Genomic DNA, 26,073 nt, shown 5'->3' on the forward strand with positions numbered 1-26,073 from the left:
TTTACAAGATCTTTAATTCAAGCTATTATTGCGGAAAAGGCTTTCTTATGCAAACCCTTGCACGTTTATTCGGACAATCTCCCTTCGCTCCGCTGCAAGCTCATTTAGAAGTAGTTGCTTCCTGTGTACATCAGATGCTTCCAATATTTTTAGCTCTTCGAGATGGCCGATATCAAGATGTCCTAGAAATTGCCAAGGGGATTTCTAAAAAAGAGTACAAGGCTGATTGTATAAAAAATGATATGCGCAATCATCTGCCTGTGGGGTTGTTTATGCCTGTATCGCGTGCAGGCATTCTAGAAATTATTTCCATTCAGGATAGTATTGCAGATGCTGTAGAAGATGTGGCTATTTTGCTTACTGTTCGGCATTTGCGTTGCTATGCCTCTATGGAGGAGATCTTTTTTCAATTTTTAGAGAAAAATATAGAAACTTTTGAGTTAACAACGACTCTACTTCATGAGTTCAATCAGCTATTGGAGAGTTCCTTCGGAGGAAGAAAAGCAGATAAAGCGCGTACTCTTGTAGGAAAAATCGTCAAGGCAGAACATGAATCTGATGTTGTCCAGAGAGAACTCATGCGGGTGTTTTTTTCTGATGAGTTTGTCATTCCAGAAAAGGAGTTTTACTTATGGTTGCAGATCATACGAAGAACAGCAGGAATTTCTGACCGCTCCGAAAAACTTGCACATAGAATTAATATGACACTAGAAGAAAAGTAAGCATGCTATTCATCCTAATCGTTTTCGTATTTCTGAGTGGGTGTTATACTGCTTGGAATATAGGGGCTAATGATGTAGCAAATGCTGTAGGGCCAAGTGTAGGATCTGGCGTTCTGACTTTGCGACAGGCAGTAATTATCGCGGCAATTTTTGAGTTTTTAGGGGCAGTATTCTTCGGGGATCGGGTTGTTGGGACAATAGAGAACAACCTTGTTTCGGTTTCTAGCCTTGCCCCTAAAGATTACATCTATGGCATGACTGCAGCCCTGATCTCTACAGGCGTTTGGCTGCAGATTGCCTCTCTTTTCGGCTGGCCTGTATCTACTACGCACTCTATTGTTGGTGCTGTTGTAGGCTTCGGCATAGTATTAGGGAAAGGCTCTATTGTACATTGGGATTCTGTAGGGACTATCTTGATAGGCTGGTTACTTTCTCCCTTAATTGGAGGAGGAGGGGCTTATCTGGTCTTTTCCTTCATTCGTCGGCATATCTTCTATAAGAATGATCCTGTTCAAGCAATGATTCGCATAGCGCCGTTTTTGGCAGCGCTTGTAATTGTCACCTTGGGGGTCATTATTGTCTTGGGTCAGGTCGTAGCGCAAACTGTATCTCCATGGTCTTTAGTAGGAGTCGCCGTCTTAGGAGCGTGTGCATATTGCATCACCTTGCATTACGTCCATACGCCCCACTGCGTATATATTTCTGACTCTCCAAAAGTAGGAGGATTGACTTACCGCTTAAAGGCTCGAGGGGGAGATTATGGGAAGAAGTACCTTGTCGTAGAAAGAATCTTTGCGTATTTGCAAATTATCATTACTTGCTTTATGGCCTTTGCTCATGGCTCTAATGATGTGGCTAATGCCGTGGCTCCTGTTATGGGAGTGTTGCGCCATGCCTATCCCCAACTCTACACTTCCCGTATGTTAACTCTCCTGATGGCTGGTGGGGGCGTGTGGCTTGTCCTCGGAGTGGCAATTTGGGGCTGGAGAGTGATTGAGACCGTAGGGTGTAAAATTACTGAGCTGACACCTTCTCGGAGTTTTTCTGTAGGAATGGGAGCGACCTTAACCATTGCGGCTTCTTCTGCTCTAGGATTGCCGATATCGACAACGCATGTTGTTGTCGGAGCGGTTTTAGGAATCGGCTTAGCACGAGGAACACAAGCGATTAATTTAAACATTATCAAAGACATCGTGACGTCATGGTTCATTACATTACCTGCAGGTGCGATTCTTTCTATGCTCTTTTTCTTTGCTTTAAGAGCACTATTTCATTAAAAATACAAAAAAAAGCTGATTTCATAGGGTGTGAAATATGAACACGCTGAAGGTGCAAGATCTCTCTCCTGAAGGGAAAAAGGTGCTTCTAAGGGTGGATTTTAATGTCCCTATGAAAGAAGGAAAGATCCTTGATGATATCCGCATACGTAGTGCAATCCCTACGATCAGCTATCTATTGAAAAAAGATGCCGCCGTCATATTAATGAGCCATTTAGGACGACCTAAAGGCTCGGGGTTTGACGCGGCCTATTCCTTACTCCCTGTCAGGGATGTCTTGGAGTCCTACTTGGGATTCCATGTCCCTTTTGTGCCAGACTGCATCGGAGAGGTCGCTCGCCAAGCGGTGGCTCAGCTCGCTCCCGGTAGGGCTTTGCTCTTTGAGAATTTACGTTTTCATATAGGCGAGGAGCATCCCGAAAAAGATCCTGTCTTTGCTGCTGAACTTGCTTCTTACGGAGATATGTACGTAAATGATGCTTTTGGCTCTTCACATAGGAAACATGCCTCTGTATATGTCGTCCCGCAGGTGTTTCCGGAACATGCCGCTGCAGGGCTGTTAATGGAGAAAGAACTCACATTTTTAGGGAAACACTTATTAGAAAGCCCTAAGCGTCCATTCACAGCTATCCTAGGGGGAGCAAAGGTTTCCTCTAAAATTGGAGTAATCGAGGCTCTACTTGCTCAGGTAAATACCTTGCTTCTTGCCGGAGGCATGGGCTTTACCTTTTTGCAGGCTATGGGAAAATCTCTTGGGAGTTCTCTTGTTGAAGAGTCTGGGATAGAACTCGCTAAGAGGGTGATGAAAATCGCGGCACAACGTAACGTTCGGATTGTCTTGCCTCAAGATGTTCGCGTTGCAGAAGCATGCGTCCCAGGAACAAGCTACACAGAAGTCTCCATAGATCAAGGGATTCCTCAGGGGCTTGCGGCTTATGATATCGGCTCAAAAACCCTCGCAGAGTTTATCCGCATTATTGAAGAGTCTCAAACAGTATTCTGGAATGGCCCCGTAGGGGTATATGAAGTGCCTCCCTTTGATAAAGGCTCTATAGAAATCGCCCACGCTTTAGGGCGACATTCCTCTGGAATTACTATTGTCGGAGGGGGCGACGCTGCTGCCGTAGTTGCTTTGGCAGGTTGTGCTACAAAAGTCACCCATGTCTCTACTGGAGGGGGAGCTTCTCTAGAATTTTTAGAGAAGCATACCCTACCAGGCATAGAAATGCTTTCCCCAGCTCTTTCCTAATTTCTTTTTTGTCTCCCTATTGCGCTTCCCCCAAGCTTCCTTCCTGGAAGAGGAAATAGATTTTTGTATTTTTGTTTTAAATGTGTGTGTTTTAGTTGTTTTATAATTAAAAATTATCCGATTTTGTTTTTGTTTATAATAAAAACATTTCTCCTTAATTATAATTTATTTTTAAAATTAAAAAAAATATTGGGGGGAAAAATGGTTAATCCTACTAGTAGAGGGGATGGTCCAGGGCCTATGGGTGGTATCCCTGGATCTAGTGATAATAATGATGGTGCCCAGGGAGCTGCAGCTGCAAATCTTGGAGAGCACACAGTTTCGCGTTCTCCCTCCACAACAAGTAAGAAAAGCTTATCAGAAAAAATAGGGGATTTTTTTAGAAGACTCTTTGGAAGAAGTCCCAGCGGTTCTTCTTCCTCATCATCTTCAGCATCTTTACCCACGTCCACTAGTCCTTCTATGAGTTCTCTTAATCCTCAGCAGGTCCCTAGTGCATCAGGAGCAAGAGTCAAGCGTCCAGCTCCTCAGCCTCCAACAGATATTGTATCGAGATTAAAGAGAGAGATCATAGGTCATGAAGATGGAAGACCTTCTGGACCCAAGACGGCTTCCCAGAGGCTCCAAGCACAATGGACAAATTATGAAACAACAGACCCTTTAGGATATAGAGTTCATGGGGTAACTGTTCTTATGAAAGGTTTAGAAGCCTCATTACAAGATCAAATTTTTATGTCTTCGACTGGAATACCATTGCCTAGCCAATTTGATGACATTCGAAAAGAAAGCATAGATCTTCTTGGGCATGCTGCTAGGAACATAGAAATGCCAGCAGTTTTGGTTACATCTAGTTCTGCTCTATTAAAGACTTTTGTAAGTATGGTTTTAGAGGGACCGCATCTGCGCCCAGAAGTTTCTATGGTAGATTTTATTAAAGGGAGAGAAGAGGATTTTAACGTTACAGACACTCCTGATCCCTTTCAGGGAATGATGCCAAGAATGTTAGAGCTTGCTGGAGAGTTAGATACTATGCGATCTCAACATCCTGGATCTATGCCAAACATTTGGGCTTCACTGACACGTCAGGTAATGGCTACACTAAATAGATATGGAAATGGTCTTAGGTCCTCTAGTGCTGGAAAATATGATATAGAACGGATGAAAGAAGAAGTCTCCACCAGCTGGAAAGATTTAAAGGAGATGAATAAAGCAAACCATAGTGCTTACTTAAATGCTCTAAATGTTTTAACTAATGATGTTATTGTTGGTAAACACGAAGAGGGATATTAAGAAGCCATGGGGGCCCCTATATCGGGTGATGATCATGATCTCAAACCAATTTCAGATCATTTACATGAGGCTTCCTCAGAAGAGGGCGATCCAGAATTAGATGATAGGATTTCCGAGAGTGCTACGCAGGCAATTGAGACCATCGTAGATAGCGGGATTCCTGAGACGACACCTTCAGAGAGTACACAAAGCGATCTTCTTAATAGGGTAGAGTATGAACCCCGAGAAGGGTTTATTACAGCAATTTTGGTGCGCATTCAAAGAAGTGTTACGGGGATCCTAAGGAATCTATTCTCGGGAAAGTCACACAGGCGATCTAGAAATGTAGATAAAACCCTCAATACCCTTCTAGAAGAAACAAATCTTCCCGAGCTTGCTGAGGATCCTGAGCATTTCAATGATTTACGTAACGCGTTAATTGCTTGTAGGAGCTTCTTTTCTCGTGTTTATTTGCGTCTCTTTTCTTTTTTGCGTCGGGAGCACCCTTCCTCCCCAATAGATCTTTGCGGTACCGATCCCCTAAGTCCTGAAGCAACCGTAGCCTTTTCATTTTTATTACGCTGTGCCTGCAAATGGGTCGCTGAAATTCTAGTAAAAGAAGGGCTTCCCTTAGAAAAGGAAGAAGAAGAACGGACCTATAATGCACTTTCTTTCGATAGTATAGGCTCTATGGAAAGCATTTCTCTAGGCCTCTCTGAGTTGTTATATTCCCATGTGCGTACTGATGGCTTGGCAAGCATCCGAGGAGTTACGAAGATAGTCTGCTTTCCCCCCTTTGGAGGCATGCAGAGCTTCTCCGCAATTGAAAATTTAAGCCAATATGACGGCACGAGAAATTATAGTCAGGTGATGGCTTGGGCAATACGGTTGGATGAGTTGGCAAAAAGAGGAACAAATGAAACTCTTCTCATTAAGGATCTTCTGTATATGGTGCGTCAAGATCGCAGCCGAGAACTAGGAGAGTTTATCCAAATGTGGTTGGGAGAATATGCTGCAGAGGTAAACTATGACATTGTCTCAGCAATCTTAGAGACAAACCTCCCCGTACTTGAAGAGGATTTCCGCACAAACCCTGAGGGATATCAAAAAAAGCTTAACTATGTTATTTGCAAGCTTTTATGTGATGAACAGCTCTCCATTATTGAACCGAAAGATTAAGCATGTATAGATTACTTTGACTTTTCTTTAGAGAGGAAATACATATAGAAAAATCTCCCCTTTAAGGAATAAAGGAGAAAAAGTTCCGAAACGCCATGACTATGCTTTTAGATTTCCAATTTTCTTTAAACTACTACCTTCGTGTGATCGAGCTAGTCATTCGTGATGCATCTAGAATTCTAGTGTATGATAAAAAAAGGCACCTCTTAGAAGCATGGCCTATAGATAAATCCCTATCTGAAAGATACGATACTCGCACAGTAACGCTCCAAAAGGCGCTACAGCTGCTCTTTTCCTCTTTTGCAGTCCCTTATTCTGTGCTGGGGAGGTTGCTAGCAATTATAGACGTGCGCCTTAGAGAGGAATCGCGACACATAGGAGTTTTTTGTCGGATATTTCGTCCAGAGGTGTACAAGAAAAAAAATGCTACCATAGAGAAGCTATTGACATTACGGACATGGATGCACTTGGAGAGACAAAGACCCCTAGAAAAGATCTCTCAAGCAACACGTAAAGTGTTTTCTAGGAAGGGAAACTTTTCCTCATGGGAGGATTTCTCCCATGAGGTGCAGGCAGACGCTCCTAGCACATCAACAGCAGTACAAGAGGTAGCCCGAGAAAATCTCTCCTTAGAAGCTGGTGTACAGATGGTCATGGAGGCTTTGCTTACCGTATTAGAAAGTCAAGCGACATTTCCTCTGTTAAGTCTAGAGCTTTTAGAGCTTTTTTTAGCAGAGCGTGCGCAGCCCCTTCTTCCCCTCTCAGACCCGAGTTTTCAGTTTCTTCATAATCTTGAGCTTCTCTTTATCTCGAACCGTGGGGATTTTCAAACTCTCATTATGGAAATGATTTCCCCCTCTAACGATATCTTGGACCAGCAGCTGCTTTCCCCACAAGGAAAGGCTCTCGCACAGTTTTGGCAAAACTCTCTAGAACCTCGGGATCTCGCGTTAATCCAAGGGTTTCTCTCTGAGGTGGTGCGCAAAGTCGTGACGCGGGCTCTGGCTTCCTTGAAAGATACTATTACCCCAGAGCATATCGGAAATATCTACAGTATCCGTGATAGCAGCCTCTCCCTATGGATCAAGATGATGCGTATTTTACTTGCACGCTGGCTCTTAGATTTTGATCAGGAAGTGTTCTCAAAATTAAAACATTCCATAGAGTACTACCGCCCTCGCTCTTCATGGAGGCATAAGCTCCTAAAGCTCTTTATGCTCAAGCCCTAAGGAAGCCCTCTTCCCTGTAGGAAAAATAGACAAAAGGCTTTATACTCTTAAGGGTTATGGTTTCTTTTCGTCATCATCATGCCTATCAGCTCTTGCAGCAGCTATATACTTCTCCCATCTCTGAGGCTGATCGGGTAGCTTTTTATTGTCAGCAGCACCGCGCTTTAGGAGCTAAAGACCGCAAGTGGCTAAGGAACATCGTCTTCTTAACGATGCGCCATCGACGTCTGCTGGAGTTTTTGATTTTTCGTTCTGGAGAGAAGCCATCCCCGCAGTCTCTAGTTGCTAAAATTGAAGAAGGGGTATTGGAAGATCTTGAAGCCTATCAGGAAATTCCCTGGCCTGTGCGCTACTCGATTTCTGATGATCTCGCTCGTATATTGGTTAGGGATTTTGGAGAGCTTGAGGCTCAGAGGTTAGCGAGAGTATGGCTTACGGAAGCTCCCATTACAGTGCGCGTAAACACACAGAAAACCTCTGTAGGGGAGCTGCAAAAAATCTTAGGATATCCGAGTTCCCCTGGGGAGCTAGTCCCCGAAGCGCTACATTTTGACCAGCGCTATCCTTTACAAAGCACCCCTGCTTTTAAGCAGGGCTTGTTTGAACTCCAAGACGAACATTCACAATACCTTGCCCTGGGAATCCCCATGGCAAAAACAGAATGCGTCTTGGACTTTTGTGCAGGGGCTGGAGGGAAAAGCTTGATCTTCGCACAAAAAGCAAAACATGTCGTCCTGCATGATAGCCGCAGGAAGGTACTCCAAAAAGCTAAAAGCCGACTCCTTCGAGCGGGGGCTAGGAATTTTTCCTTACAGCTTGCTCAGGAGAACCTACGCCAAGAAAGTTTCGCCACGGTAGTTGTAGATGCCCCATGTTCGGGATGTGGGATTTTTCGCAGGCATCCTGAGAAAAAATGGCAATTTTCAGAGAGACTTCTGAAGAACTACTGCCGTGTGCAGAGAGAGATTCTTGCCTGTGCTGCGCAGTATGTCCGCCGTCACGGGAGGTTAGTATACCTTACGTGCTCCATATTGAAAGCTGAAAATGAACATCAATGTGCTTATATGCGCTCCTTAGGGTGGAAAGAAGAAAAGCGAATTTCCCTTCGTCTAGAGGTTGGAAAGGGAGACGGCTTTTTTGCTGCCTATTTTCGAAAGAGCGCTTCCTAAGGATAAATGCTCTTGAGATCAAGAAATCTTGCATAACTCACACAGCAATTATGACGGCTTGCCTCAACATTTCGTGGTGGTCCTGGGTTTCCTTGAGGAACGTTCCATGCTGCACAAGAACCTGAAAGACATTTTTAGGAATACATAGAAGATCTTCGCCGGCGAGATCGGGTTTTCCTAGAAGTATATAAGATCCCTAGAGCAAGAAGGATATACGTGCGATAGGAAGTCAGGATACGTATACTCAGCTGATTCAGCTTTTGTAGGAAGGTTGGGGTAATTGTATAGGGAGCATAAAGAGGTTTAGAGAGCACGTGCTTCTCTCCTTGACAGAAGACCCATTCTCCTAAGAGCTCGCCCCTATGAATAGGGAGGGGTTGTGTTGTGGGAAGGAAAGATACTGACAGCATAGGATCCTTTTCAGAAGCGTAAAAGTCATAGTACACCCCTTCAGAAAGAGGGATAGTGATGTTCCCGAGGTTCTTTATCTTTAAGGTATAGCTTTCTTTCGGGGAGATAAGGTATTTTCTTAGGAGAGGTTCATGAAAGAGCGCTTCGCATAAGGCTATGACATCCTGATAGAGCTCCCCAACAGGTCCTGAGTATCCTGTTGTGACTGTGATGATTTTTCTATTGTTTTTTTGTGCTGCCATCACGAGATTTTTCCCTGCGCTCTTTGTTGTTCCTGTTTTTCCCCCCAGTGCTGCGGGGTAGTAGTACATCGACCTTGGAAGCATCAGTTTGTTCGTTGTAGTTAGGGAGCGCTCTGCACTAAGGTTTGTTGCTGCCATTGTGTAGTGGGTAGTTTTGATCACCTGTTGGAATTTCGTCTCCTGCAGGGCATGGTGCATGATGGTGGCAAGATCCCGAGCTGTAGTGTAGTGGTTGGGATGATGTAAGCCGTGGGGATTATTGAAGTGGGTATGCTTACAGCCAAGCTCAGAGAGGAACAGGTTGATCTGCTCCATACACTTTGCTACAGAGCCACAGCAGGCTACAGCTAATACATTTGCAGCATCATTTGCAGAACTTAATAGCAGAGCATGAAAGAGGTCCCAGCCGGAGACCTCTTCCTTCGCTTGTAGCTGTATTGTAACACCATCAGTTTCTAGCCAGTGGGGGGGATTGCGGTATCCAGATTGTTTTTTTGCCTGAGGAGTGATGGAGACAATAGCATCTCGCGTTACTGTCACAAGGCGCTCTAAAACTTCAGGATGGCGCTGTAAGATAAAGAGGGCAGTGGCGATCTTCGTCATGCTGGCAGGGTAGATTCTCAGATCAAGGTTTTCCCCATAGAGGACTTTCCCCGTGTCTGCATGGAGGATGGCTGTAGAGGTGCCTCGGGTAGAGGGGAAAGAGTGCGCCCCAAAGCAAGAGGAACACAACCATAGAAAAAAGAAACAGCAAAAGGAAGAGTAAAACATGTTTTCTAAGGATAGGTTACTTAGGTCGGAAAGGGTTAAGGAGTAGAGAAAGCTCTTGACGCGCCTTAAAATAAAGAATTACCATAAATTAGAGGAAAAGCACCATGAATTTGGATTTTTTAGAGCAGTTTTATCGTCAGTCGATATGCAACATAGGTGCAGCTTTCCCAGAGGGTTATGTAGATATTGCTGACGTTCTGTCGCGCTCTCCCGAGAGTTCCGCCGACTTCTTCAATCGGCAAGCGAATGATTTTATCATTGCAGAATCTGAAGATAAACTCACTTTATTTAATACAGATTTTGCAATTTGGCTTGTCCCTGAACTTGTTCATGGAGAGGCCGTTACCAGAGGATACATTGCCTTGTATCAACCCGGAGATACCTTCGTCCCTGAATTGGCATTTGAAGCTTCAGGACCGTATAACCAATCCCCACTTATCTTAGAAGCATTGCAGATCTACCTTAAAGAGATCAAAGATACAGAAATGATGCTGCGCTCATTTCGCTTCTCTCAAGATTCCTAACTTTTCACAAGTTACTTGTACACCTTTAGGCTGACAATGTTGCTATTGTTTTCTCTGAGATAGGAAAACTCATCTACGGAGTTTCTTGCTAGAAAAATTCCCAGGCCCCCCAGCTTACGTTCTTCTAAGGGAAGATTTTTTTGAATATTTATAGAGGCTGTAAGGGGATTAAAGCTAGAGCCATGATCTTTAATGATCACTTCAAAGCTGTCTGTTCCCTCGTGGCAAAAGAGTATGATGGTTCCAGGAGAACCTTCTCCTTGATAGGCATAGGAAATAATATTTACCAAGAGTTCCTCACAGGCAAGCTCTAATTTTAGAAGCTTTTCTTGAGGACAGGCTTTTTTTTCCCCTGTTTTTCGTATCAGGTCCAACATGTTATGCAGCTCACTCAATACTGCGGGAAAGACAGCTTCCCCTTCAAAAGAGGTCATAGTATACCTGCTGAACGATTGCCTCTGCTAAATGTGTATATAACGTTCTTTGAGCACTTTTGATCGCTTCACTATGCATTTCATATTGCCCTAAAGAGAGCTGTTGGAAATCCTCAGTTCCTAAGTCTGGCTGAAAATCAAAAGATACAGATTCCCTAGAGATACAGCGATCTATCACTATTTGCCCTGTGCAGCAATGGATGAGCTGCACATGAGCAGATATGGAGATACGCCCCTCATTGGACACAATAAAATGCTTCGGGGGGGTGTCTCCAAGTTTACCTGGGGCATACGTAAAACCTATATTCTCGTCAACAGCATTTATAAGCTTAACATGTAACCGGTATCCTGCAGTGCCATTGCTCAAGGGAATAGAGCGTGTGCTGAGCTCCCGAATTAATGCTGAGGTTAATAGCCCTCGGCAGTCTTTACTGACGGGGTCCACACAGACCCCCTCAGTAAAGAGGGCTTGCCCTAGTGGAGAAAGATGTTCATGTTGAAGAACATGATATCCACATGAAGAGAGCTGGGGAATAAAAAAACTCAGCACTCCTAACCTAAAGAGAAACTCACGCATGCCAAACCTTTTTTAAGAAAAGTATTTGGAGATTCTCTGAAGTCGTTTATTGCATTTCGCCACTAAAGAGGTCTGTGGGTAATGCTCAAGAGCTGTTTGGTAATAAATTTTTGCAGCAGAATGTTTCTTTTTCTTCTCATAAAAGCGCCCTGTGGAGTACAGCCCTGCAGCATAACGCTCACACATCTGCAAAACATTCGCAGAAACCACTTGGTTTAAAGGATGATTAGGATGTTGTTTAAGCATAGCTTCTTCATTTATCTTCGCCAAGCTCAAGTACTGCACATTATGAGGCTCCTTCTGTGCTTGCTGTAGGTAGATCTCCGACAAACGCACAAATGCCTTAGGAGATAAAGAATGAAAAGGAAACTGTAAGGTGAGCTTCTTCAGGATTTTTATTGCTTCTGCAAGATCTTTTTTCACAATGAGTAGATCTGCTTTACTATAGAGTGCTTGCGCCCCCAAGTCTTGATTAGGAAATGCTGTTAGCACCTCATCATAAATTCTTAGGGCGTCCTCATCAGCATTCCCCAATTTGGGGAACCCTTCCAAAAGAAAAAGGTGTTTGCGCTTCCCATGTGCAAAGCTTTCTGCAATAGCATATTTTATAGAGAACAGCTCTTCAGAATACTCTGCATCAGGCTGTTGTAGATAGATAGCAAAAGCTTTATCCGCAAGGTCTGGCTGCCCCAGTTCAAAGTAACACTTGCCAGTAAAAAACAACGCTTGAGAATGTAAAGTATGGGAGGGAAAGTGATGGGAAATCATCCCAAAGCATAACAATGCCCTTCTATAATGTTGGCGTTCTAGAAAAACTTGACCCTGAGAAAAATACTCTTCAGCAGAATATTTCGGCGTGAACTTTTGTGAGGAGAGCTTCCCTAAAAATGGCTCAAAAGAGATCGGACGTGCGTAACATCCTATATTGATAAAGAGAAACAGCAACAACGAAATAAAGGATTTCATGATAGAGCAACAGGGTAAAACAAAAAACGTCATCATAAAAAAGAAAAACAGAATTTGTCAAATGCCTTGTTTATGTTTAGTTTGAGATTTATTAATTTTTTATTTGATAAAACGTTTTTTTATTTTGTAAAATAGATAAAAAGGTGTTTTTATGAAAAAAATGCTTCTAAGTTTTTTTGTTTTTATTGGCTCTCTTTTTTCTGGAGTTTTTTTATGGGACAACGTTCCTGTAGCGCGTCAGGCGATGCAATTTGCTTCAGATCAAGGGATGATCATGTTTTCTAAAAGCTGTAGGTTGGTAAGGAGACTTTCAGGTTATGAAAAGTTAGAGGTATTTGAGCGTCATATTTCTCCAGAGCAAGCGTTATCATTATTCCCAGAATCTCGTGATGGCAATGCTTTTGTGGAACTCCATCTTGTTCCTCATGTGCTTATGCGTGTGCGTTTTTCTAAAGAAGATACAGGAAAGAAGAGTCTTGTCAGTCAAGAAGGGGAGATCCTTTGGAGCTTGACGAATGGGGAAATGGTCTTAAATACAGGAACATGGAGTTGTTCTAAGGGTTTTCAAGAGTGCTTACTACTTCATGCAGACCAACAAGATATTTCTGTCATGCAAGCTTTGGCAACTCTAGGGGGATCTGCAACTAGAGATGCTCTGTTGCATGTGTTGTCTATGAAGAATGTCAGAGCAGAGAAGGCGATTAAAGAGTGCCATAAGAAGAGATTGGTTTTTGCTTCTGGAAGCTTAATTAGTACGCATTTTCAGCATCTTCAGCCTGTAAAAGGGTGTGTGACAACTTTGCATGCTCTTCCAGTCTTTTTAAGGAAACCTTCAGGAGCAGTGTGTTCTCCTGTGCACTATTCTGAAGATAAAATCCATCGCTTGGTACGCATGGTGTTTGGAAAGAACTTTTTGATTTTACGTAGCTCTACAGTGTATGTCCCTGTGTATAAGGTTTGTTTAGTCTCTTCAGATAATAGCGTGCGTATAGAATATATCAACGGAGTGACAGGGAAGCCTTTTGTAGCTATGTAAGGATCAAACCGTAATGACCCGAATAGGAAGTCCTTCTGTATCAAGCTCAAGACGTAATGCCGAGATCTCCTCAGAGACAAAATATTCCGTATCGGGGGAAATAGACGCGATGCGCTTATGGCCTTTGGTAAATACTAAAGATAGTGCTCTAGAACCAGGATATTTTCTTAAGATCGCCTTTAAGATACATAGATGACTATGTTTAAGCTTGTCCATATCTAAAGATAGCGTAAGTGGAGAAATAGACCGTGTGCCTTCTTCCGAGGTCGCCCCTTTGGGCTTTGTTTTGATTGCAGAATCTTTTTGAAGATTTGAATTGATGTAGGAAGTTTTCTGTGTTTGCACTTTGATTTTGTCAAATGTATTTTCGCATTCCTGCAGAACCTGGTCGTTCACGGAGGCGAGGTCTGTCATCCAACGGCACGTGAGTCGCAAGGAATCACTACGTTTGTCAATTACAAGAATCGCATAAATAAGTCGATCTTCTTCTAACAATTCTTGATATTGTAAATAGATCTCAGGCCAGACAGGAAGCTCATAAGAATCCATCCCATCACTTACCCTAAGAATTGCGAACTTTTTCTGCCCTTTAGAGGAGAACTTCGTCGTTATTTTATCGATGATAAACACCGTGCGGATTACTGCTCCATGAGAAAGATTTTCAAACTCCCCAAAGGGAACAACAGAAAGCCTCGGGAAAGTTTCCCGGAAGGCATCCATAGGGTGCTCAGTAAGGTAAATCCCTAGGAGCTCCTTTTCTTTTTTTAAGAGCTCTTTTTTTGTCCTAAAAACAACATCTTTAGGGGCCGCAACTGGAAGAGGATTCTGTTCATGCATAGAGTCTAAAGAAAAGAAGGTCATCACGCCTGTGGCAGCTTCTTTCTTTTCTTTAGAAACCGTGTTATATAATGCATCTAAAGAAGCTAAAGCAAGATCGCGGTTGGGTTCAAAACAATCGAAACATCCCGCATCTACAAGACTTTCCATATTTTTCTTAGAGATTTTCGTAAAGTTCGAACGTTGGATGAAATCTTGAATGCTCCGATAAGGACCATGAAGCTCGCGCTCCTTAACGAGATGTTCTATAAAGCTCTTCCCAACGCCTTTAATCGCTCCCAAAGCAAAACGAATCCCCTCATTTGTCGCGACAAAGTGGTTGCTGGAGATGTTAATATGCGGAGGTAAGATAGGAATGTTCATACTTTGCGCTTCGCGGATGAGCTTCCCAACTTTTTCTACATCGTCAGAGTCGCAGGTGAGTAGGGCTGCAAGCCATTCTTGGGGATAGTTCGCCTTAAGATATGCCGTAGTGTATGTGATTAGTCCATACGCTGCTGCATGGGATTTATTGAAGCCATAGGAAGCAAACTTCTCCATTTTGTCAAAAATTATCGTAGCAATATCAGGGTCTATCCCATTGTTTGCCGCACGCTCACAAAACTTCGAACGCTCCTGAACCATCTGTTGATGGTCCTTCTTCCCCATAGCACGACGGAGAACATCACCTTCCCCAAGAGAATAATTCGCAAGAGCTCCTGCAATCTGCATGACTTGCTCTTGATAGACCATAATTCCATAAGTCTCTTTAAGAATCGATTCCATCAGAGGATGGTCATAATCGATATTTTCCTTCCCATGCTTTCGGTTAATGAACGAAGGGATCATATCCATAGGCCCAGGACGATACAAAGCACAAATCGCAATGATCTCTTCAAAGGAATCTGGCCGGAGGTTTTTTGCAAGCTCCTGCATCCCCTTAGATTCCATCTGAAACACTCCCATAGTCTTGCCTTGATGCAAAAGAGAAAAGGTCATTTTGTCATCCAAAGGGAGGGTCTCCATATGAAGCCGTTTCTGCGTTTTCTGATAGATTGCAGACATCGCCAAGTGGATACTCGTTAGGGTCTTTAACCCTAGGAGATCCACTTTTAGCATTCCAACGCTCTCCGCAGGCTTCATAGAGAATTGGGTAGTGATCATAGAAGAGTCTTTAGAAATGCACACAGGAATATGATTCGTGAGAGGCTCTCCACAAATGATCACACCAGCAGCATGTACTCCTGTATTGCGAATAGAACCTTCAAGACGCATTGCCATGTCAATTACTTGAGCAGCCTCTACATCATCAATATAGAGTTGATGTAAGTCGGGATCTGTTTCGAGGCTTTTTGCTAGGGTCGCGTTCAGCTCAGGAATGTGCTTCGCAATAGTATTCACTTTAGATAAAGGCATATCTAAAGTTCTCCCTACATCCTTAATGGCCATTTTGGCTTTCATTGTGCCGAACGTAATGATCTGCGCGACGTTATCTTTCCCGTGTTTTTCTATGGCATAGTTGATCACTTCCTCGCGGCCTTCCATGCATATATCGATATCGATATCAGGATAGGAGAGCCTCTCAGGGTTAATAAACCTCTCAAAGAATAAATCAAAGCGTATGGGCTCAATTTCTGTAATGCCTAGGAGGAATAACATTACAGACCCAGCTCCAGAACCTCGTCCAGGACCTACAGGAATATTATGTGCCTTTGCCCAATGGATAATGTCCCAAACGATCAAGAGGTAGTCACACATCCCCTTAGGAATGATAATGGACATCTCCATTTCCATTCTTTGCTTGACCAACTCCAAAGGATCTTGATTCGGGAACTTCTTGGCAATGTGCGCAAGGACTTCAGGAGTGTACTTCGAGAGGCCTTTTTCACAAAGCTGTCTTAAAAAGAGCGCAGAGGCTTCATAGCGGTCTTGTTCGGTGTAATGTTCTTTGGTCTTTAGTGTTTCGGGAAGATAAATAGGATAGTGCTTTTTTGAAAAGTCAAAGTGCACATCACAAAGCTTCGCGACCTCCAAAGTATTTGCAATCACCTCAGGGACATCTGCAAACAGCTCCAACATCTGCTGAGGAGACTTAAAATAAAATTCTCTACTGCTATAGGTTTTTCTTTTAGGGTTGGGGATATAGGTGTTTTGCTTTGCCGTCCTAATGGTCTCTCCAGATTGGATGTTAAGAAGAATCTCGTGCGCTTGCCAATCTTCAGGATGTAGATAGTGAATGTCATTTGTCGCGACAGAAGGGATGCCCAAGCGCTTACTGACTTCCAGTACTGCCGTGTTGACACGTGTTTGCTTGTCTATGAAGTTATAATACTCCTGCTTTAACCATTCCTCAGGTAAGCTAGCTATTTTTTCCTCAGACATTTTATGAAGCTGTACTTCAGAAAAATAGTTCTCCTTGAAAAGCTCTTGATACCAGCGAAGCTCCTTTTCAAGGGCCTCTTCAGATTCTAAAGCAGCTTCAGATACAGAACTAGAAAGACACGCAGATAAACACACAAGACCTTCAGAGTGCTTCTTCAGTAGTTCCTTGTCGATCCTTGGGACGTAGTAAAATCCTTCAATAAATGCTAAAGAAGATAATAGGCAAAGATTACGGTACCCCTGCTCATTTTTACATAAAAGAATGAGATGATGAGCAACACGGCTGCGTTTTTCTTTTTTTTTATCAAACCGAGAGCCTGGAGCAATATAACACTCACAACCAAGAATCGGCTTGATCTCTTGCTGCACACATGTTTTATAGAAGTCTATGGCTCCAAAGAGATTTCCGTGATCTGTGAGTGCTATTGCGGGGATATCATATGCCTTAGCTTGAGCAACAAGGTCTTTAATAGGACATGTTGCATCAAGTATGGAATACTGCGAATGGCAGTGTAGTGGGATCCAAGACAAGCGTACCCCCAATTATGCTTTGTTCTCCGTTGCGTTCCAGGTGGGCAGGAACAATAAGAGTGCGACAAGAGTACACAATAACAACGCAAGAAAATACCCTTGCCAGCCCCAATCCTGAGCGATTTTCCCTAAAGGATACCCTGCAAAGGCAGCACCAAAATACGCAAACCATCCGGCAAAACCACTCGCCGTGCCGGCAGCTTTTTTATGTGAAAGCTCCGCAGCGGCGAGACCGATCATCATCTGTGGTCCAAAAAGGAAAAAGCCTATAATGAAAAGAAAACTTCCATCCAGCCACCACCAAGTATAGGAATGGCTATACCACATACCAATAATCGAAAATAACAAGCCTAAAGAAAAAATCACATTCATAGGGCCGCGTTTCCCTTTAGAGATTTTATCAGAGAGCCATCCTGCCAAGAGCATTCCAAAGAGCCCTCCAATTTCAAAAAGAGAGACGCAGAAGTTGGCTTTTACAGCAGCATACTTCTTGACTTCAATAAGGAACAGAGCACTCCAATCATTTACAGCCATGCGTACGACATAAATAAAGAACGAAGCAAAAGCAAGAAGCCAAATCCACTTGTTATTCAAAACGTAAGAGAAGAGAATCTCCCGAGTAGAAAGTTCCTGCTCTGCTTGCTCTTCTAAAATGTCTGCCACATGCTCTTGGTCAGGAGTTTTCTTCTGATTCTTCTTGTATTTCTCTATGGGAGGCAACCCCAAGGACTGTGGCGTATCACGAAGGCGATTGATCAAAACAAATCCCATGCCGATACATAGAAGCCCTGGGATGAACATCGCTCCTCGCCAACCACAGCAATCTATAGCGAAACCTGTAAGAATAGGAATCAATGCTCCACCGATATTATGTGAGGTACTCCATACACTCCACCATGTTCCTCTTTCATACTTTGCGTACCAGTGTGTAAGCAGACGAGCACATGGAGGCCATCCCCAGCCTTGGAACCATCCGTTAATTCCCCACCATAAAGCAAAGAGTAAGATAGAAGAGGACATCCCGAAAAAAATATTCGTTAAACCTGTGATGATCAGACCAATTGCCATAAAATACCGAGGGTTAGATTGGTCAGAAATCACACCACTAACAAACTTGCTGATGCCATAGGAAATGTACAGAGTACTTCCAATAATGCCTAATTGCGCCTTATCAAAGCCCAAATCTGTCATTAAAGTAGGCATAGCAAAAGTAAAACTTTTCCTTGTGAAGTAATAGAAGACGTATCCTACAAACATGCTATAGAAAATACGCACTCTCCAGTACTTGTATTTTCTTTTGATTAACTCCGCATCTTGAAGCTCTTGAATATGCTTTGGCGGTTGTAAGAACTTTTTCCAAATATTCATCAGGGGGCCTATTCGAAATCTTTTATTATAAAGAAAAAATACAAAAGCTCAGGTTAGCATAGGAATCAGCAAAAAAACAAGAAAGGAATCGGAATCTAGTGTAAAGATAAAGTGATGAAACTATATAACTTTATTTAGGATTTTTTATTTTTTATAGAAATTATCTCTATATTTTTGCTTAGAGTTTTCATAAAGTTTCTTCTTCTAAGAATTCCCAGGCACTAAATTTTGTCGTATATGAAATGGTTTCGGTGTGTCATCTTGAGTTTGCTGCTTAACTTTATCCGAGGGGACCTTCGTTATGAGGGAGAGCTGCATAAAGGTTTAGAAGGGCCTATACAGGGAATCTTAAATGATTTCCCTAAACAGGAAATTATTGAGCCCGTGCGTGCGGAAGGTCAAGTTTGGTCAGAGGGATGGGTTTAATTTTGCTCTTTATCTAGATTTTGGCTACCCTAGCTTAATCATATTCATAATCTAAATTAAAAAGTTTCTTGTGAATGTAGATTTACCAAAAGGGGTTTTTGATATCTTTCCCAATGTCACTCAGGCGAAGCAACTGTGGAGAGATTCTTCTCTGTGGCTAACCATAGAAGACACTATAAGAAAGCTTTGTGCTTTGTATGGGTTTAGCGAAATCCGCACGCCTGTATTTGAAAAGACTGAGGTGTTCTTGCATGTTGGAGACCATAGCGATATCGTAAAAAAAGAAATGTACACTTTTTTAGATAAAAAAGGACGTTCATTAACACTAAGGCCTGAAGGAACAGCTCCTGTGGTGCGCTCATTTATAGAACATACCGCAGAGCATCGCGGAGATAATAAATTTTATTATATTCTTCCGATGTTTCGCTATGAACGCCAGCAAATGGGAAGATATCGTCAGCATCATCAGTTTGGGGTAGAGGCGATCGGGATAAGGCATCCCCTACGAGACGCAGAAATTCTTTCCCTGCTCTGGGAGTTCTACAAAAACGTTGGTCTGCAATGCATGCACCTACAGCTAAACTTTCTCGGAGGGGAGAATACGCGAACACATTATACTGCTGCGCTGCGGACTTACTTTAAAGAGCACTTTTCTCATTTATCTCCATTAAGCCAAGAACGATTCACAACAAACCTCTTAAGGATCCTAGATTCTAAGGAGCCGGAAGATCAGGAACTCATTCGTCATGCCCCGCCAATTTTAGAGTACGTGTCAGAGGTAGATCGTGCTTACTTCGATAAAATTTTAGAGGCACTTTCAAATCTTCATATCCCTTTTACCGTAAATCCACGCTTGGTGCGAGGCTTGGATTACTACTCAGATTTAGTATTTGAAGCATTTACAACATTTCAAGGACACACCTATGCCCTGGGCGGGGGAGGGCGTTACGATGGTTTAATTGCAGCTTCCGGAGGCCCCTCACTCCCTGCCTGTGGTTTTGGCATTGGGTTAGAGCGCGTCATTCAAACACTACTAGCTCAAGGAGGGATGTCTTTAAAGAAGAAACCGATGTTGCGTTTGCTTCCTTTAGAAACAGAGGCGGATGCTCTTTGCTTCTCCTGGTCACAGCACTTGCGTAGTTTGGGGGTCCCTACAGAAGTAGAGTGGTCCCATAGGAAAGTTAAAGCTGCACTGCATGCTGCAAGTCACGAACAGGTGGCATATGTTTGTATTATTGGAGCGAGGGAGCTACAGGAGCAGCAATTTACAATTAAAAATATGTTTTCACGGCAAGAATTCTCCGGATCACAGGGAGAATTAGAACAGAGGTTGTTATATGAGATACAGAACACATCATTGTAACGAGTTATCCCTAGATCACCTTGGGGAGCAGGTAAGGCTTTCAGGTTGGGTCCATCGTTATCGCAATCATGGTGGTGTTGTCTTTATCGATTTGCGCGATCGCTATGGGATTACACAAATCGTTTGTCGCGAAGAGGACAATGCTGATTTACATAGGAGATTGGATGCTGTTCGTTCCGAATGGGTGCTTGCTGTTGAAGGGAAAGTTTGCGCACGTCTGAGTGGAATGGAGAATTTGAACCTTGCCACGGGGAAAATAGAGGTGGAAATCCATCAACTGCAGGTGCTGTCGAAATCTCAAAATTTGCCTTTCTCTATAGCAGATGAGCATATCCATGTGAACGAGGAGCTGCGTTTGCAGTACCGCTATTTAGATATGCGCCGTGGAGAGATCCTCGATAGACTCATTTGTAGACATCAGGTGATGTTGGCATGCCGTTCATATATGCATTCCCAAGGCTTTATTGAGGTTGTTACCCCAGTACTGGGGAAATCTACTCCTGAGGGAGCTCGAGATTACTTAGTCCCCTCAAGGATTTATCCTGGGAAGTTTTATGCTTTACCTCAATCCCCACAGCTATTTAAACAACTTTTGATGATTGGTGGGTTGGATAGGTATTTTCAAATCGCCACCTGTTTTAGGGATGAGGACCTTCGTGCAGACCGTCAACCTGAGTTTGCCCAAATCGATATAGAGATGAGCTTTGGAGATCCCCAAGATCTCTTCCCCATCATTGAGGAGCTTATTGTGGAGCTTTTTGCTGTAAAGGGGATAAAAATTTCCTTGCCTTTGCCACGCATGACTTATCAAGATGCGAAAGATTTCTATGGTACAGATAAGCCTGATTTGCGCTTCGATCTACGCTTAAAAGATTGCCGGAAACATGCTGAACGCTTTTCTTTTTCTATTTTCTTAGATCAGCTTGCTCAGGGAGGGAAAATTAAAGGCTTTTGTGTCCCTGGAGGCGCAGACATTTCCAGAAAGCAGTTAGATATTTATACAGAGTTTGTCAAGCGTTATGGGGCGATGGGGCTAGTATGGATTAAGAAACAAGAAGGCGGCATCTCTTCTAACGTAGCAAAGTTTGCCTCTGAAGAGGTGTTCAATGCAATGTTTGAAGAGTTCGAGGCAAAGGATCAAGATATGCTTTTGCTAATCGCAGCTCAGGAGTCTGTAGCGAACCAAGCTCTTGATCACTTGCGAAGAAGAATCGCAAAAGAACGACAGCTGTATGACGAGACACAATATAATTTTGTCTGGATCACAGATTTCCCTCTCTTTTCTCTGGAGGATGGGCAGCTAAGCTCGGAGCACCATCCCTTCACAGCACCTTTAGAAGAAGATATCCCGCTCTTAGAGGACTCCCCACTATCTGTGCGCTCCTCAAGTTACGACCTTGTTCTTAATGGCTACGAAATCGCCTCGGGATCTCAGAGAATCCATAATGCAGATCTGCAAAGCAAAATATTCACTTTATTAAAAATGTCACCAGAAAGCATAAAGGAAAAATTCGGATTTTTCATAGAAGCTTTAAGTTTTGGAACGCCTCCGCACTTGGGGATTGCATTGGGGCTGGATCGTATAGTTATGGTATTGACGCAAGCTGAAGGAATTCGGGAAGTGATCGCCTTCCCTAAGACGCAGAAGGCGGCAGATTTAATGATGGAGGCTCCTTCAGAAATTATGACTTCACAATTAAAAGAATTACATATTAAGGTAACTTCTTAATTAAGGTACATTTATGTCTGGCGAAAGGTAAACGATAGGGAGGATACATACATGCGCAAACGATGGACTTTGTTTTTGGTCACAATAGTGACAGTTTCTCTTTCTTCTTGCGATTCACGTTCTGATCAAAATCAGAAGCCTGAAGAGAATGCTGTAGAATTGACAGAGAACCAACAGCTATCACGAACTTTTGGTCATTTACTTGCCAGACAGCTACGTAAATCTGAGGATGTCATGTTTGACATTGCAGAGGTTGCCAAGGGATTGCAAGGGGAGCTATCATGTAAAGACGCTCCGTTAACAGAATCAGAATATGAAGAGAAAATGGCAGAAATGCAAAAGCACATCTTTGAGAGGAAAGCAAAAGAGAATCTTTCCTTAGCAGAAAAATTTCTAAGAGAGAATAGTAAAAATGCTGGAGTTGTAGAGGTTCAGCCCTGCAAGCTACAATACAAAATTATCAAAGAGGGAGCAGGAAAAGTAGTTTCTGGGAAACCCACAGCATTATTGCACTATAAAGGGTCCTTTATGAATGGGCAGGTATTTAGCAGCTCTGATACGAATAAGGAACCTATTTTATTGCCTTTGAATCAAACTATTCCAGGATTTGCTTTAGGAATGCAAGGTATGCGAGAGGGAGAAACACGGATTCTTTATATCCACCCTGATCTTGCCTATGGAACTTCAGGTCAGCTACCTCCAAATTCCCTATTAATCTTTGAGATTAATTTGATCCGAGCAAATGAAGAGGGTATGGCTGCAGCCACAGAGGAGAGCCCATCCCCAACCTCATGAAAGTAATCTTATTCTCTCCGGATATCCCACAAAATACAGGGAACATCGGTAGAACTTGTGTTGCCCTCGGAGCGGAACTCATTTTAGTTCGGCCCCTGGGGTTTTCTTTGTTGGATAAATTTGTCAAACGTGCGGGGATGGATTACTGGGAGAAACTCAAATTAAGAGTTGTCGACTCCTTAGAAGAAGCCCTACAGGATACCGAAAAAAAGCAGCTCTTTTTTTTATCTACAAAGGGAAAGAAGTATTATGCTCACGCCTCTCTTCCCCTAAAGGGGACCTTTGTATTTGGCTCGGAATCTAAGGGACTTCCCCAAGAAGTCTTAAATGCATATCACGAGCAGTGCTACTTTGTGCCCATGCTGCAAGGAACACGATCCCTAAATTTAGCAACAACTGTAGGGATCGTATTGTACGAAGTTATAAGGCAAAATTATGCAAATTTTGCCTTATAAGCTTTTTAAGCGTGTTTACTAATTAACTCTATTAGAAAGTTTTTGTCTTTAAGACCGACCGTACGCGCTACCTCTTTTCCATTTTTAAAGAGAATTAATGTAGGAATAGAGCTAACTTCATATTTTTCTGCAGGCTGAGCATTATCATCAATATTGATCTTCCCAATGGATACGAGAGGGAGTTCCGATGCAATAGTTTCCAAAACAGGTGTAAGCATTCTACAAGGGCCACACCACTCGGCAAAAAAATCTATAAGAACAAGTCCCTTTTCAATAAAGGCATCAAAGTTTTCCGCAGACACGATTTTTACCATAAGTATTCTACCCCTTCTCAAGTAATGTCTTAATTTATGCAGCTAAGAAGACTTGAACTTCCATGAGCTTAAGCTCACTAGAACCTGAATCTAGCGCGTCTACCGGTTCCGCCATAGCTGCATTGCACAAAATTGTAGACAATAGGAAATAAAAAACACAAATAAGAAACTTTTAAAAAATCCTCTCTAGTTTAGGAGGTTTGGAGAAATCTACCTTTCTATTCAACATAATTCTCGTCTCTGATACTATCGTTCTTTTTATATAGGGGAAATCTAAGCGTTTTTTCGAGACAAGGGCGCCCCTACGGGGAGGTTTTTATCCCCAATACTGTAGAAAAAGGAATAAGCATGGAGATTTCTGAAGAAATTAAGCCAAAGCTTTTAAATTTTTTAGAAAGCCGAAAAAAGCCAGAATTACTGGCTACGTATCTTTTTTATCTAGAGCAAGCTATGGGGTTGCGTCCAGTAGTTTTTGTTCGCGATAAAATCATTTTTAAGAACGTTGAAGATGCCATTCGCATTCTTGAAGCAGATAAAAAGATTTGGCGAGAAACAGAAATACAAATTTGTTCTGGAAAGCCAGAAGTAAATGAACAGACGAAGCGGATATATATCTGTCCATTTACTGGGAAGGTATTTGCGGACAATGTCTATGAGAATCCTCAAGATGCGATTTATGACTGGTTGTCTTCTTGCCCTCAAAACGTAGAGAGGCAGGGAGGTGTGCGAGTAAAACGTTTTCTTGTTTCCGATGATCCCAAAGTAATCCGTGAGTATATAGTTCCTCCTAAAGAGCCTATTGTAAAAACAGTGTTTGCTTCCGTGATTACTGGAAAATTGTTCCATAATTTATCAGATCTTTTAGAAGATTTTGTTTCTGGCTATTTGCGGCCAATGACTTTAAAAGAAGTGCAAAATCAAAATAGATTCCAATTGGAGAATTCTTTTTTGGCGTTATTGCAAGATGCGCTAGAAGAGGAGAAAATTGCCGAATTTATAGAAGGATTAGCTGATGATTCTGCATTTCACATATATATTAGCCAATGGGTAGATACAGAAGAATAACGAGTTCTTCCGAAGAGACCATCGCGCTGGGGGCTTGGTTAGGAAAGCGTCTTTCTCCAGGAGTGGTGCTGTTGTTATTTGGAGATTACGGAGTAGGAAAAACAGAGTTTGTCCGTGGCGTTGTTCAGGGATACCTAGGAGAAGCATACGCCAGAGATGTCGCGAGTCCTTCTTTTTCTCTTCTACATGTGTATGAAAGTCCTACTCGAAGGTTGTGCCATTACGATTTCTATCGGTTAGATAAGGACACAAGCTCTGTGTTTCAAGATGCAGAAGAAGATGATGTAATATGTGTGGAGTGGGCAGATCATGCCCACACACCACAGTTTCGTGAAACTCTACGTATTTATATAGAAACATTGATGTTAGAACAGCGAGAGGTACGTATAGAAGCAGCACCTACGCTTTTAGCATAAAGATTAAGATACCAAGGGGTTATGGTGTTATTAAAGAACGCGGTTTTTGTTTGCCTAGATTGTGAAATGACAGGGCTAGATGTTAAGAAGGATCGTATTATTGAAATTGCCATAGTTCGCTTTACTTTTGAACGCATTCTAGATTCTATAGAGTTTCTTATCAACCCTGAAAAAGAGGTTTCGATAGAGTCCCAAAGGATCCACCACATTTCCAATGCGATGTTGAAAAATCAGCCCAAGTTTGCTGCGGTATATCCAAAGATCAAGGCATTCTTGAAAGATGATGATAATATCGTAGGACATAGCGTTGGATTTGATTTGCAGGTGTTGGCTCAGGAAGTCGAAAGGCTAGGGGAAACCTTTCCTACAAAGTATCATGTGATAGATACGCTACGTTTAGCAAAGGAATATGGAGATAGCCCAAATAACTCCCTAGAATCTTTGGCTGTTCATTTCAATGTTCCTTATGATGGGAACCACCGCGCCATGAAGGATGTTGAAATCAACATCAGCATTTTTAAACACCTGTGCAAGCGCTTCCACACGATAGAGCAGATCCGCCAAGTCTTAGCTAAGCCGATAAAAATGAAGTATATGCCCTTAGGGAAACACAAGGGCAGGTGTTTTTCAGAAATTCCCTTAGCATATTTGCAATGGGCAGCAAAGATGGACTTTGATTCCGATTTGCTTTTTTCCATTCGTCATGAGATCAAACATAGACAAAAGGGAACTAGGTTTACCCAAGTCAATAATCCTTTTATAGGGTTATAGTTATTTAGGGTGCCAAGGTCGTACTCTTAAAAGATCCCTTGGGAATCTCTTGATTTTCTTTAAATTGCCCGATACTATCCGACAGAGTTCTTAGGAGTTCTTGGAGAGCGCGCATGGGCCTTAAAAAAAAACCTGTGTCTTTTAGCTGCATAGAAGGGCACATATATAAAATCTTTCCCAATGATCTTAATGCAAACAATACTGTATTCGGAGGCTTGCTAATGAGCTTGCTAGATCGCTTGGCTCTCGTTGTTGCAGAGCGCCATACAGAAAGAATCTGCGTAACCGCATTCGTTGATGCTTTGCGTTTCTATGCCCCAGCCTACATGGGGGAAATTCTCATTTGTAAAGCTGCAGTTAACAGAACATGGCGTACTTCTTTAGAAGTAGGCGTGAAGGTCTGGGCAGAAAATATCTATCGTCAAGAGCAAAGGCATATCACTTCGGCATATTTTACTTTTGTCGCTATGGACAACAACAATCAACCCGCACCCATACACCATATTGTCCCAGAAACCCCAGAAGAAATCCGCAGGTACAACGAAGCCGATAAGCGTCGCCAAACACGCTTGAAAGAGAAAACATAG

Annotated in this window: 25 protein-coding genes and 1 tRNA gene; 18 read left to right on the top strand and 8 right to left on the bottom strand. The window is 42.7% G+C overall.

Annotated elements, in window-relative coordinates; genetic code table 11:
* Positions 1-47 precede the first annotated feature (47 nt).
* From G5S_RS01665 to G5S_RS01695, 7 genes are all read left to right on the top strand, one after another.
* Positions 48-722, top strand: coding sequence for a TIGR00153 family protein (locus G5S_RS01665; RefSeq protein WP_013712444.1), 675 nt, complete (start codon positions 48-50; stop codon positions 720-722).
* A 2-nt stretch (positions 723-724) separates the two neighbouring features.
* Positions 725-1,999, top strand: coding sequence for an inorganic phosphate transporter (locus G5S_RS01670; RefSeq protein WP_013712445.1), 1,275 nt, complete (start codon positions 725-727; stop codon positions 1,997-1,999).
* A 37-nt stretch (positions 2,000-2,036) separates the two neighbouring features.
* Positions 2,037-3,248 carry a phosphoglycerate kinase gene (locus G5S_RS01675; RefSeq protein WP_013712446.1) on the top strand — a complete coding sequence of 404 codons (1,212 nt, stop codon included), beginning with the start codon at positions 2,037-2,039 and terminating at the stop codon, positions 3,246-3,248.
* A gap of 201 nt (positions 3,249-3,449) precedes the next feature.
* Positions 3,450-4,538, top strand: a complete 1,089-nt coding sequence (gene semD / locus G5S_RS01680; RefSeq protein WP_013712447.1) for a SemD/SinC family type III secretion system effector — start codon at positions 3,450-3,452, stop codon at positions 4,536-4,538.
* A 6-nt stretch (positions 4,539-4,544) separates the two neighbouring features.
* Positions 4,545-5,696 (top strand): TmeB family type III secretion system effector, encoded by a 1,152-nt coding sequence (locus tag G5S_RS01685; protein ID WP_013712448.1) that lies wholly within the window; start codon positions 4,545-4,547, stop codon positions 5,694-5,696.
* A gap of 95 nt (positions 5,697-5,791) precedes the next feature.
* Positions 5,792-6,925, top strand: coding sequence for a hypothetical protein (locus G5S_RS01690; protein ID WP_024010778.1), 1,134 nt, complete (start codon positions 5,792-5,794; stop codon positions 6,923-6,925).
* Positions 6,926-6,981: 56 nt separating this feature from the next.
* The gene (locus G5S_RS01695) at positions 6,982-8,094 is read left to right on the top strand and encodes an RsmB/NOP family class I SAM-dependent RNA methyltransferase (RefSeq protein WP_021757049.1); all 1,113 of its coding nucleotides are present in this window, start codon (positions 6,982-6,984) and stop codon (positions 8,092-8,094) included.
* Between the two features lie 134 nt (positions 8,095-8,228).
* Here the strand turns inward: G5S_RS01695 and G5S_RS01700 are convergent, their stop codons facing one another.
* On the bottom strand, positions 8,229-9,518 hold the full coding sequence (locus G5S_RS01700; RefSeq protein ID WP_013712451.1) for a D-alanyl-D-alanine carboxypeptidase family protein: 1,290 nt from the start codon (positions 9,516-9,518) through the stop codon (positions 8,229-8,231).
* 104 nt (positions 9,519-9,622) lie between these two features.
* Here G5S_RS01700 and G5S_RS01705 point away from each other — a divergent pair, with 104 nt between their 5' ends.
* Positions 9,623-10,042: a hypothetical protein gene (locus G5S_RS01705; protein WP_013712452.1), complete on the top strand. Its 420-nt coding sequence runs from the start codon at positions 9,623-9,625 to the stop codon at positions 10,040-10,042.
* Between the two features lie 11 nt (positions 10,043-10,053).
* On the opposite strand, the gene G5S_RS01710 is transcribed toward G5S_RS01705, so the two are convergent.
* From G5S_RS01710 to G5S_RS01720, 3 genes are read right to left on the bottom strand one after another with little or no spacing between them, the layout of a single operon-like run.
* Positions 10,054-10,476 (bottom strand): ATP-binding protein, encoded by a 423-nt coding sequence (locus tag G5S_RS01710; protein ID WP_021756331.1) that lies wholly within the window; start codon positions 10,474-10,476, stop codon positions 10,054-10,056.
* Positions 10,463-11,053, bottom strand: a complete 591-nt coding sequence (locus G5S_RS01715; RefSeq protein ID WP_013712454.1) for a hypothetical protein — start codon at positions 11,051-11,053, stop codon at positions 10,463-10,465. Before G5S_RS01715 ends, G5S_RS01710 begins: the two co-directional genes overlap by 14 nt.
* A gap of 12 nt (positions 11,054-11,065) precedes the next feature.
* Positions 11,066-12,019: a tetratricopeptide repeat protein gene (locus G5S_RS01720; RefSeq protein ID WP_041467070.1), complete on the bottom strand. Its 954-nt coding sequence runs from the start codon at positions 12,017-12,019 to the stop codon at positions 11,066-11,068.
* 151 nt (positions 12,020-12,170) lie between these two features.
* Here G5S_RS01720 and G5S_RS01725 point away from each other — a divergent pair, with 151 nt between their 5' ends.
* Complete coding sequence (locus G5S_RS01725; RefSeq protein WP_013712456.1) at positions 12,171-13,055, top strand: hypothetical protein; 885 nt, start codon at positions 12,171-12,173, stop codon at positions 13,053-13,055.
* A 3-nt stretch (positions 13,056-13,058) separates the two neighbouring features.
* On the opposite strand, the gene dnaE is transcribed toward G5S_RS01725, so the two are convergent.
* Together dnaE and pgtP are read right to left on the bottom strand one after the other, a co-directional pair.
* Positions 13,059-16,784 carry a DNA polymerase III subunit alpha gene (gene dnaE, locus G5S_RS01730; protein WP_013712457.1) on the bottom strand — a complete coding sequence of 1,242 codons (3,726 nt, stop codon included), beginning with the start codon at positions 16,782-16,784 and terminating at the stop codon, positions 13,059-13,061.
* Positions 16,785-16,796: 12 nt separating this feature from the next.
* Positions 16,797-18,152 carry an MFS transporter gene (pgtP, locus tag G5S_RS01735; RefSeq protein WP_013712458.1) on the bottom strand — a complete coding sequence of 452 codons (1,356 nt, stop codon included), beginning with the start codon at positions 18,150-18,152 and terminating at the stop codon, positions 16,797-16,799.
* A gap of 237 nt (positions 18,153-18,389) precedes the next feature.
* Here pgtP and G5S_RS01740 point away from each other — a divergent pair, with 237 nt between their 5' ends.
* The 5 genes from G5S_RS01740 to G5S_RS01760 all read left to right on the top strand — a co-directional run bounded on the left by G5S_RS01740 (position 18,390) and on the right by G5S_RS01760 (position 22,920).
* On the top strand, positions 18,390-18,578 hold the full coding sequence (locus G5S_RS01740) for a hypothetical protein (RefSeq protein WP_041467007.1): 189 nt from the start codon (positions 18,390-18,392) through the stop codon (positions 18,576-18,578).
* Between the two features lie 70 nt (positions 18,579-18,648).
* Entirely contained in the window at positions 18,649-19,941 is a 1,293-nt protein-coding gene (gene hisS, locus G5S_RS01745) for a histidine--tRNA ligase (protein ID WP_013712459.1), read from the top strand.
* Positions 19,916-21,670, top strand: a complete 1,755-nt coding sequence (gene aspS / locus G5S_RS01750) for an aspartate--tRNA ligase (RefSeq protein WP_013712460.1) — start codon at positions 19,916-19,918, stop codon at positions 21,668-21,670. Before hisS ends, aspS begins: the two co-directional genes overlap by 26 nt.
* A 51-nt stretch (positions 21,671-21,721) precedes the next feature.
* Positions 21,722-22,465, top strand: a complete 744-nt coding sequence (locus G5S_RS01755) for an FKBP-type peptidyl-prolyl cis-trans isomerase (RefSeq protein ID WP_013712461.1) — start codon at positions 21,722-21,724, stop codon at positions 22,463-22,465.
* Positions 22,462-22,920 carry a tRNA (cytidine(34)-2'-O)-methyltransferase gene (locus G5S_RS01760; protein ID WP_013712462.1) on the top strand — a complete coding sequence of 153 codons (459 nt, stop codon included), beginning with the start codon at positions 22,462-22,464 and terminating at the stop codon, positions 22,918-22,920. The genes G5S_RS01755 and G5S_RS01760 overlap by 4 nt, the downstream gene beginning before the upstream one ends.
* A 5-nt stretch (positions 22,921-22,925) precedes the next feature.
* Here the strand turns inward: G5S_RS01760 and trxA are convergent, their stop codons facing one another.
* Together trxA and G5S_RS01770 are read right to left on the bottom strand one after the other, a co-directional pair.
* Entirely contained in the window at positions 22,926-23,234 is a 309-nt protein-coding gene (gene trxA / locus G5S_RS01765; protein ID WP_013712463.1) for a thioredoxin, read from the bottom strand.
* Positions 23,235-23,271: 37 nt separating this feature from the next.
* Positions 23,272-23,355 (bottom strand) — tRNA-Leu (locus tag G5S_RS01770).
* A gap of 227 nt (positions 23,356-23,582) precedes the next feature.
* On the opposite strand from G5S_RS01770, the gene G5S_RS01775 reads away from it, so the two are divergent.
* From G5S_RS01775 to G5S_RS01790, 4 genes are all read left to right on the top strand, one after another.
* Entirely contained in the window at positions 23,583-24,299 is a 717-nt protein-coding gene (locus G5S_RS01775) for a DUF2709 domain-containing protein (RefSeq protein WP_013712464.1), read from the top strand.
* Positions 24,278-24,715, top strand: a complete 438-nt coding sequence (gene tsaE / locus G5S_RS01780; protein ID WP_013712465.1) for a tRNA (adenosine(37)-N6)-threonylcarbamoyltransferase complex ATPase subunit type 1 TsaE — start codon at positions 24,278-24,280, stop codon at positions 24,713-24,715. The genes G5S_RS01775 and tsaE overlap by 22 nt, the downstream gene beginning before the upstream one ends.
* A 21-nt stretch (positions 24,716-24,736) precedes the next feature.
* Entirely contained in the window at positions 24,737-25,486 is a 750-nt protein-coding gene (locus tag G5S_RS01785; RefSeq protein ID WP_013712466.1) for a putative quorum-sensing-regulated virulence factor, read from the top strand.
* Positions 25,487-25,599: 113 nt separating this feature from the next.
* The gene (locus G5S_RS01790) at positions 25,600-26,073 is read left to right on the top strand and encodes an acyl-CoA thioesterase (RefSeq protein WP_013712467.1); all 474 of its coding nucleotides are present in this window, start codon (positions 25,600-25,602) and stop codon (positions 26,071-26,073) included.

Source organism: Chlamydia pecorum E58 (genome assembly GCF_000204135.1).
GTDB lineage: Bacteria > Chlamydiota > Chlamydiia > Chlamydiales > Chlamydiaceae > Chlamydia > Chlamydia pecorum.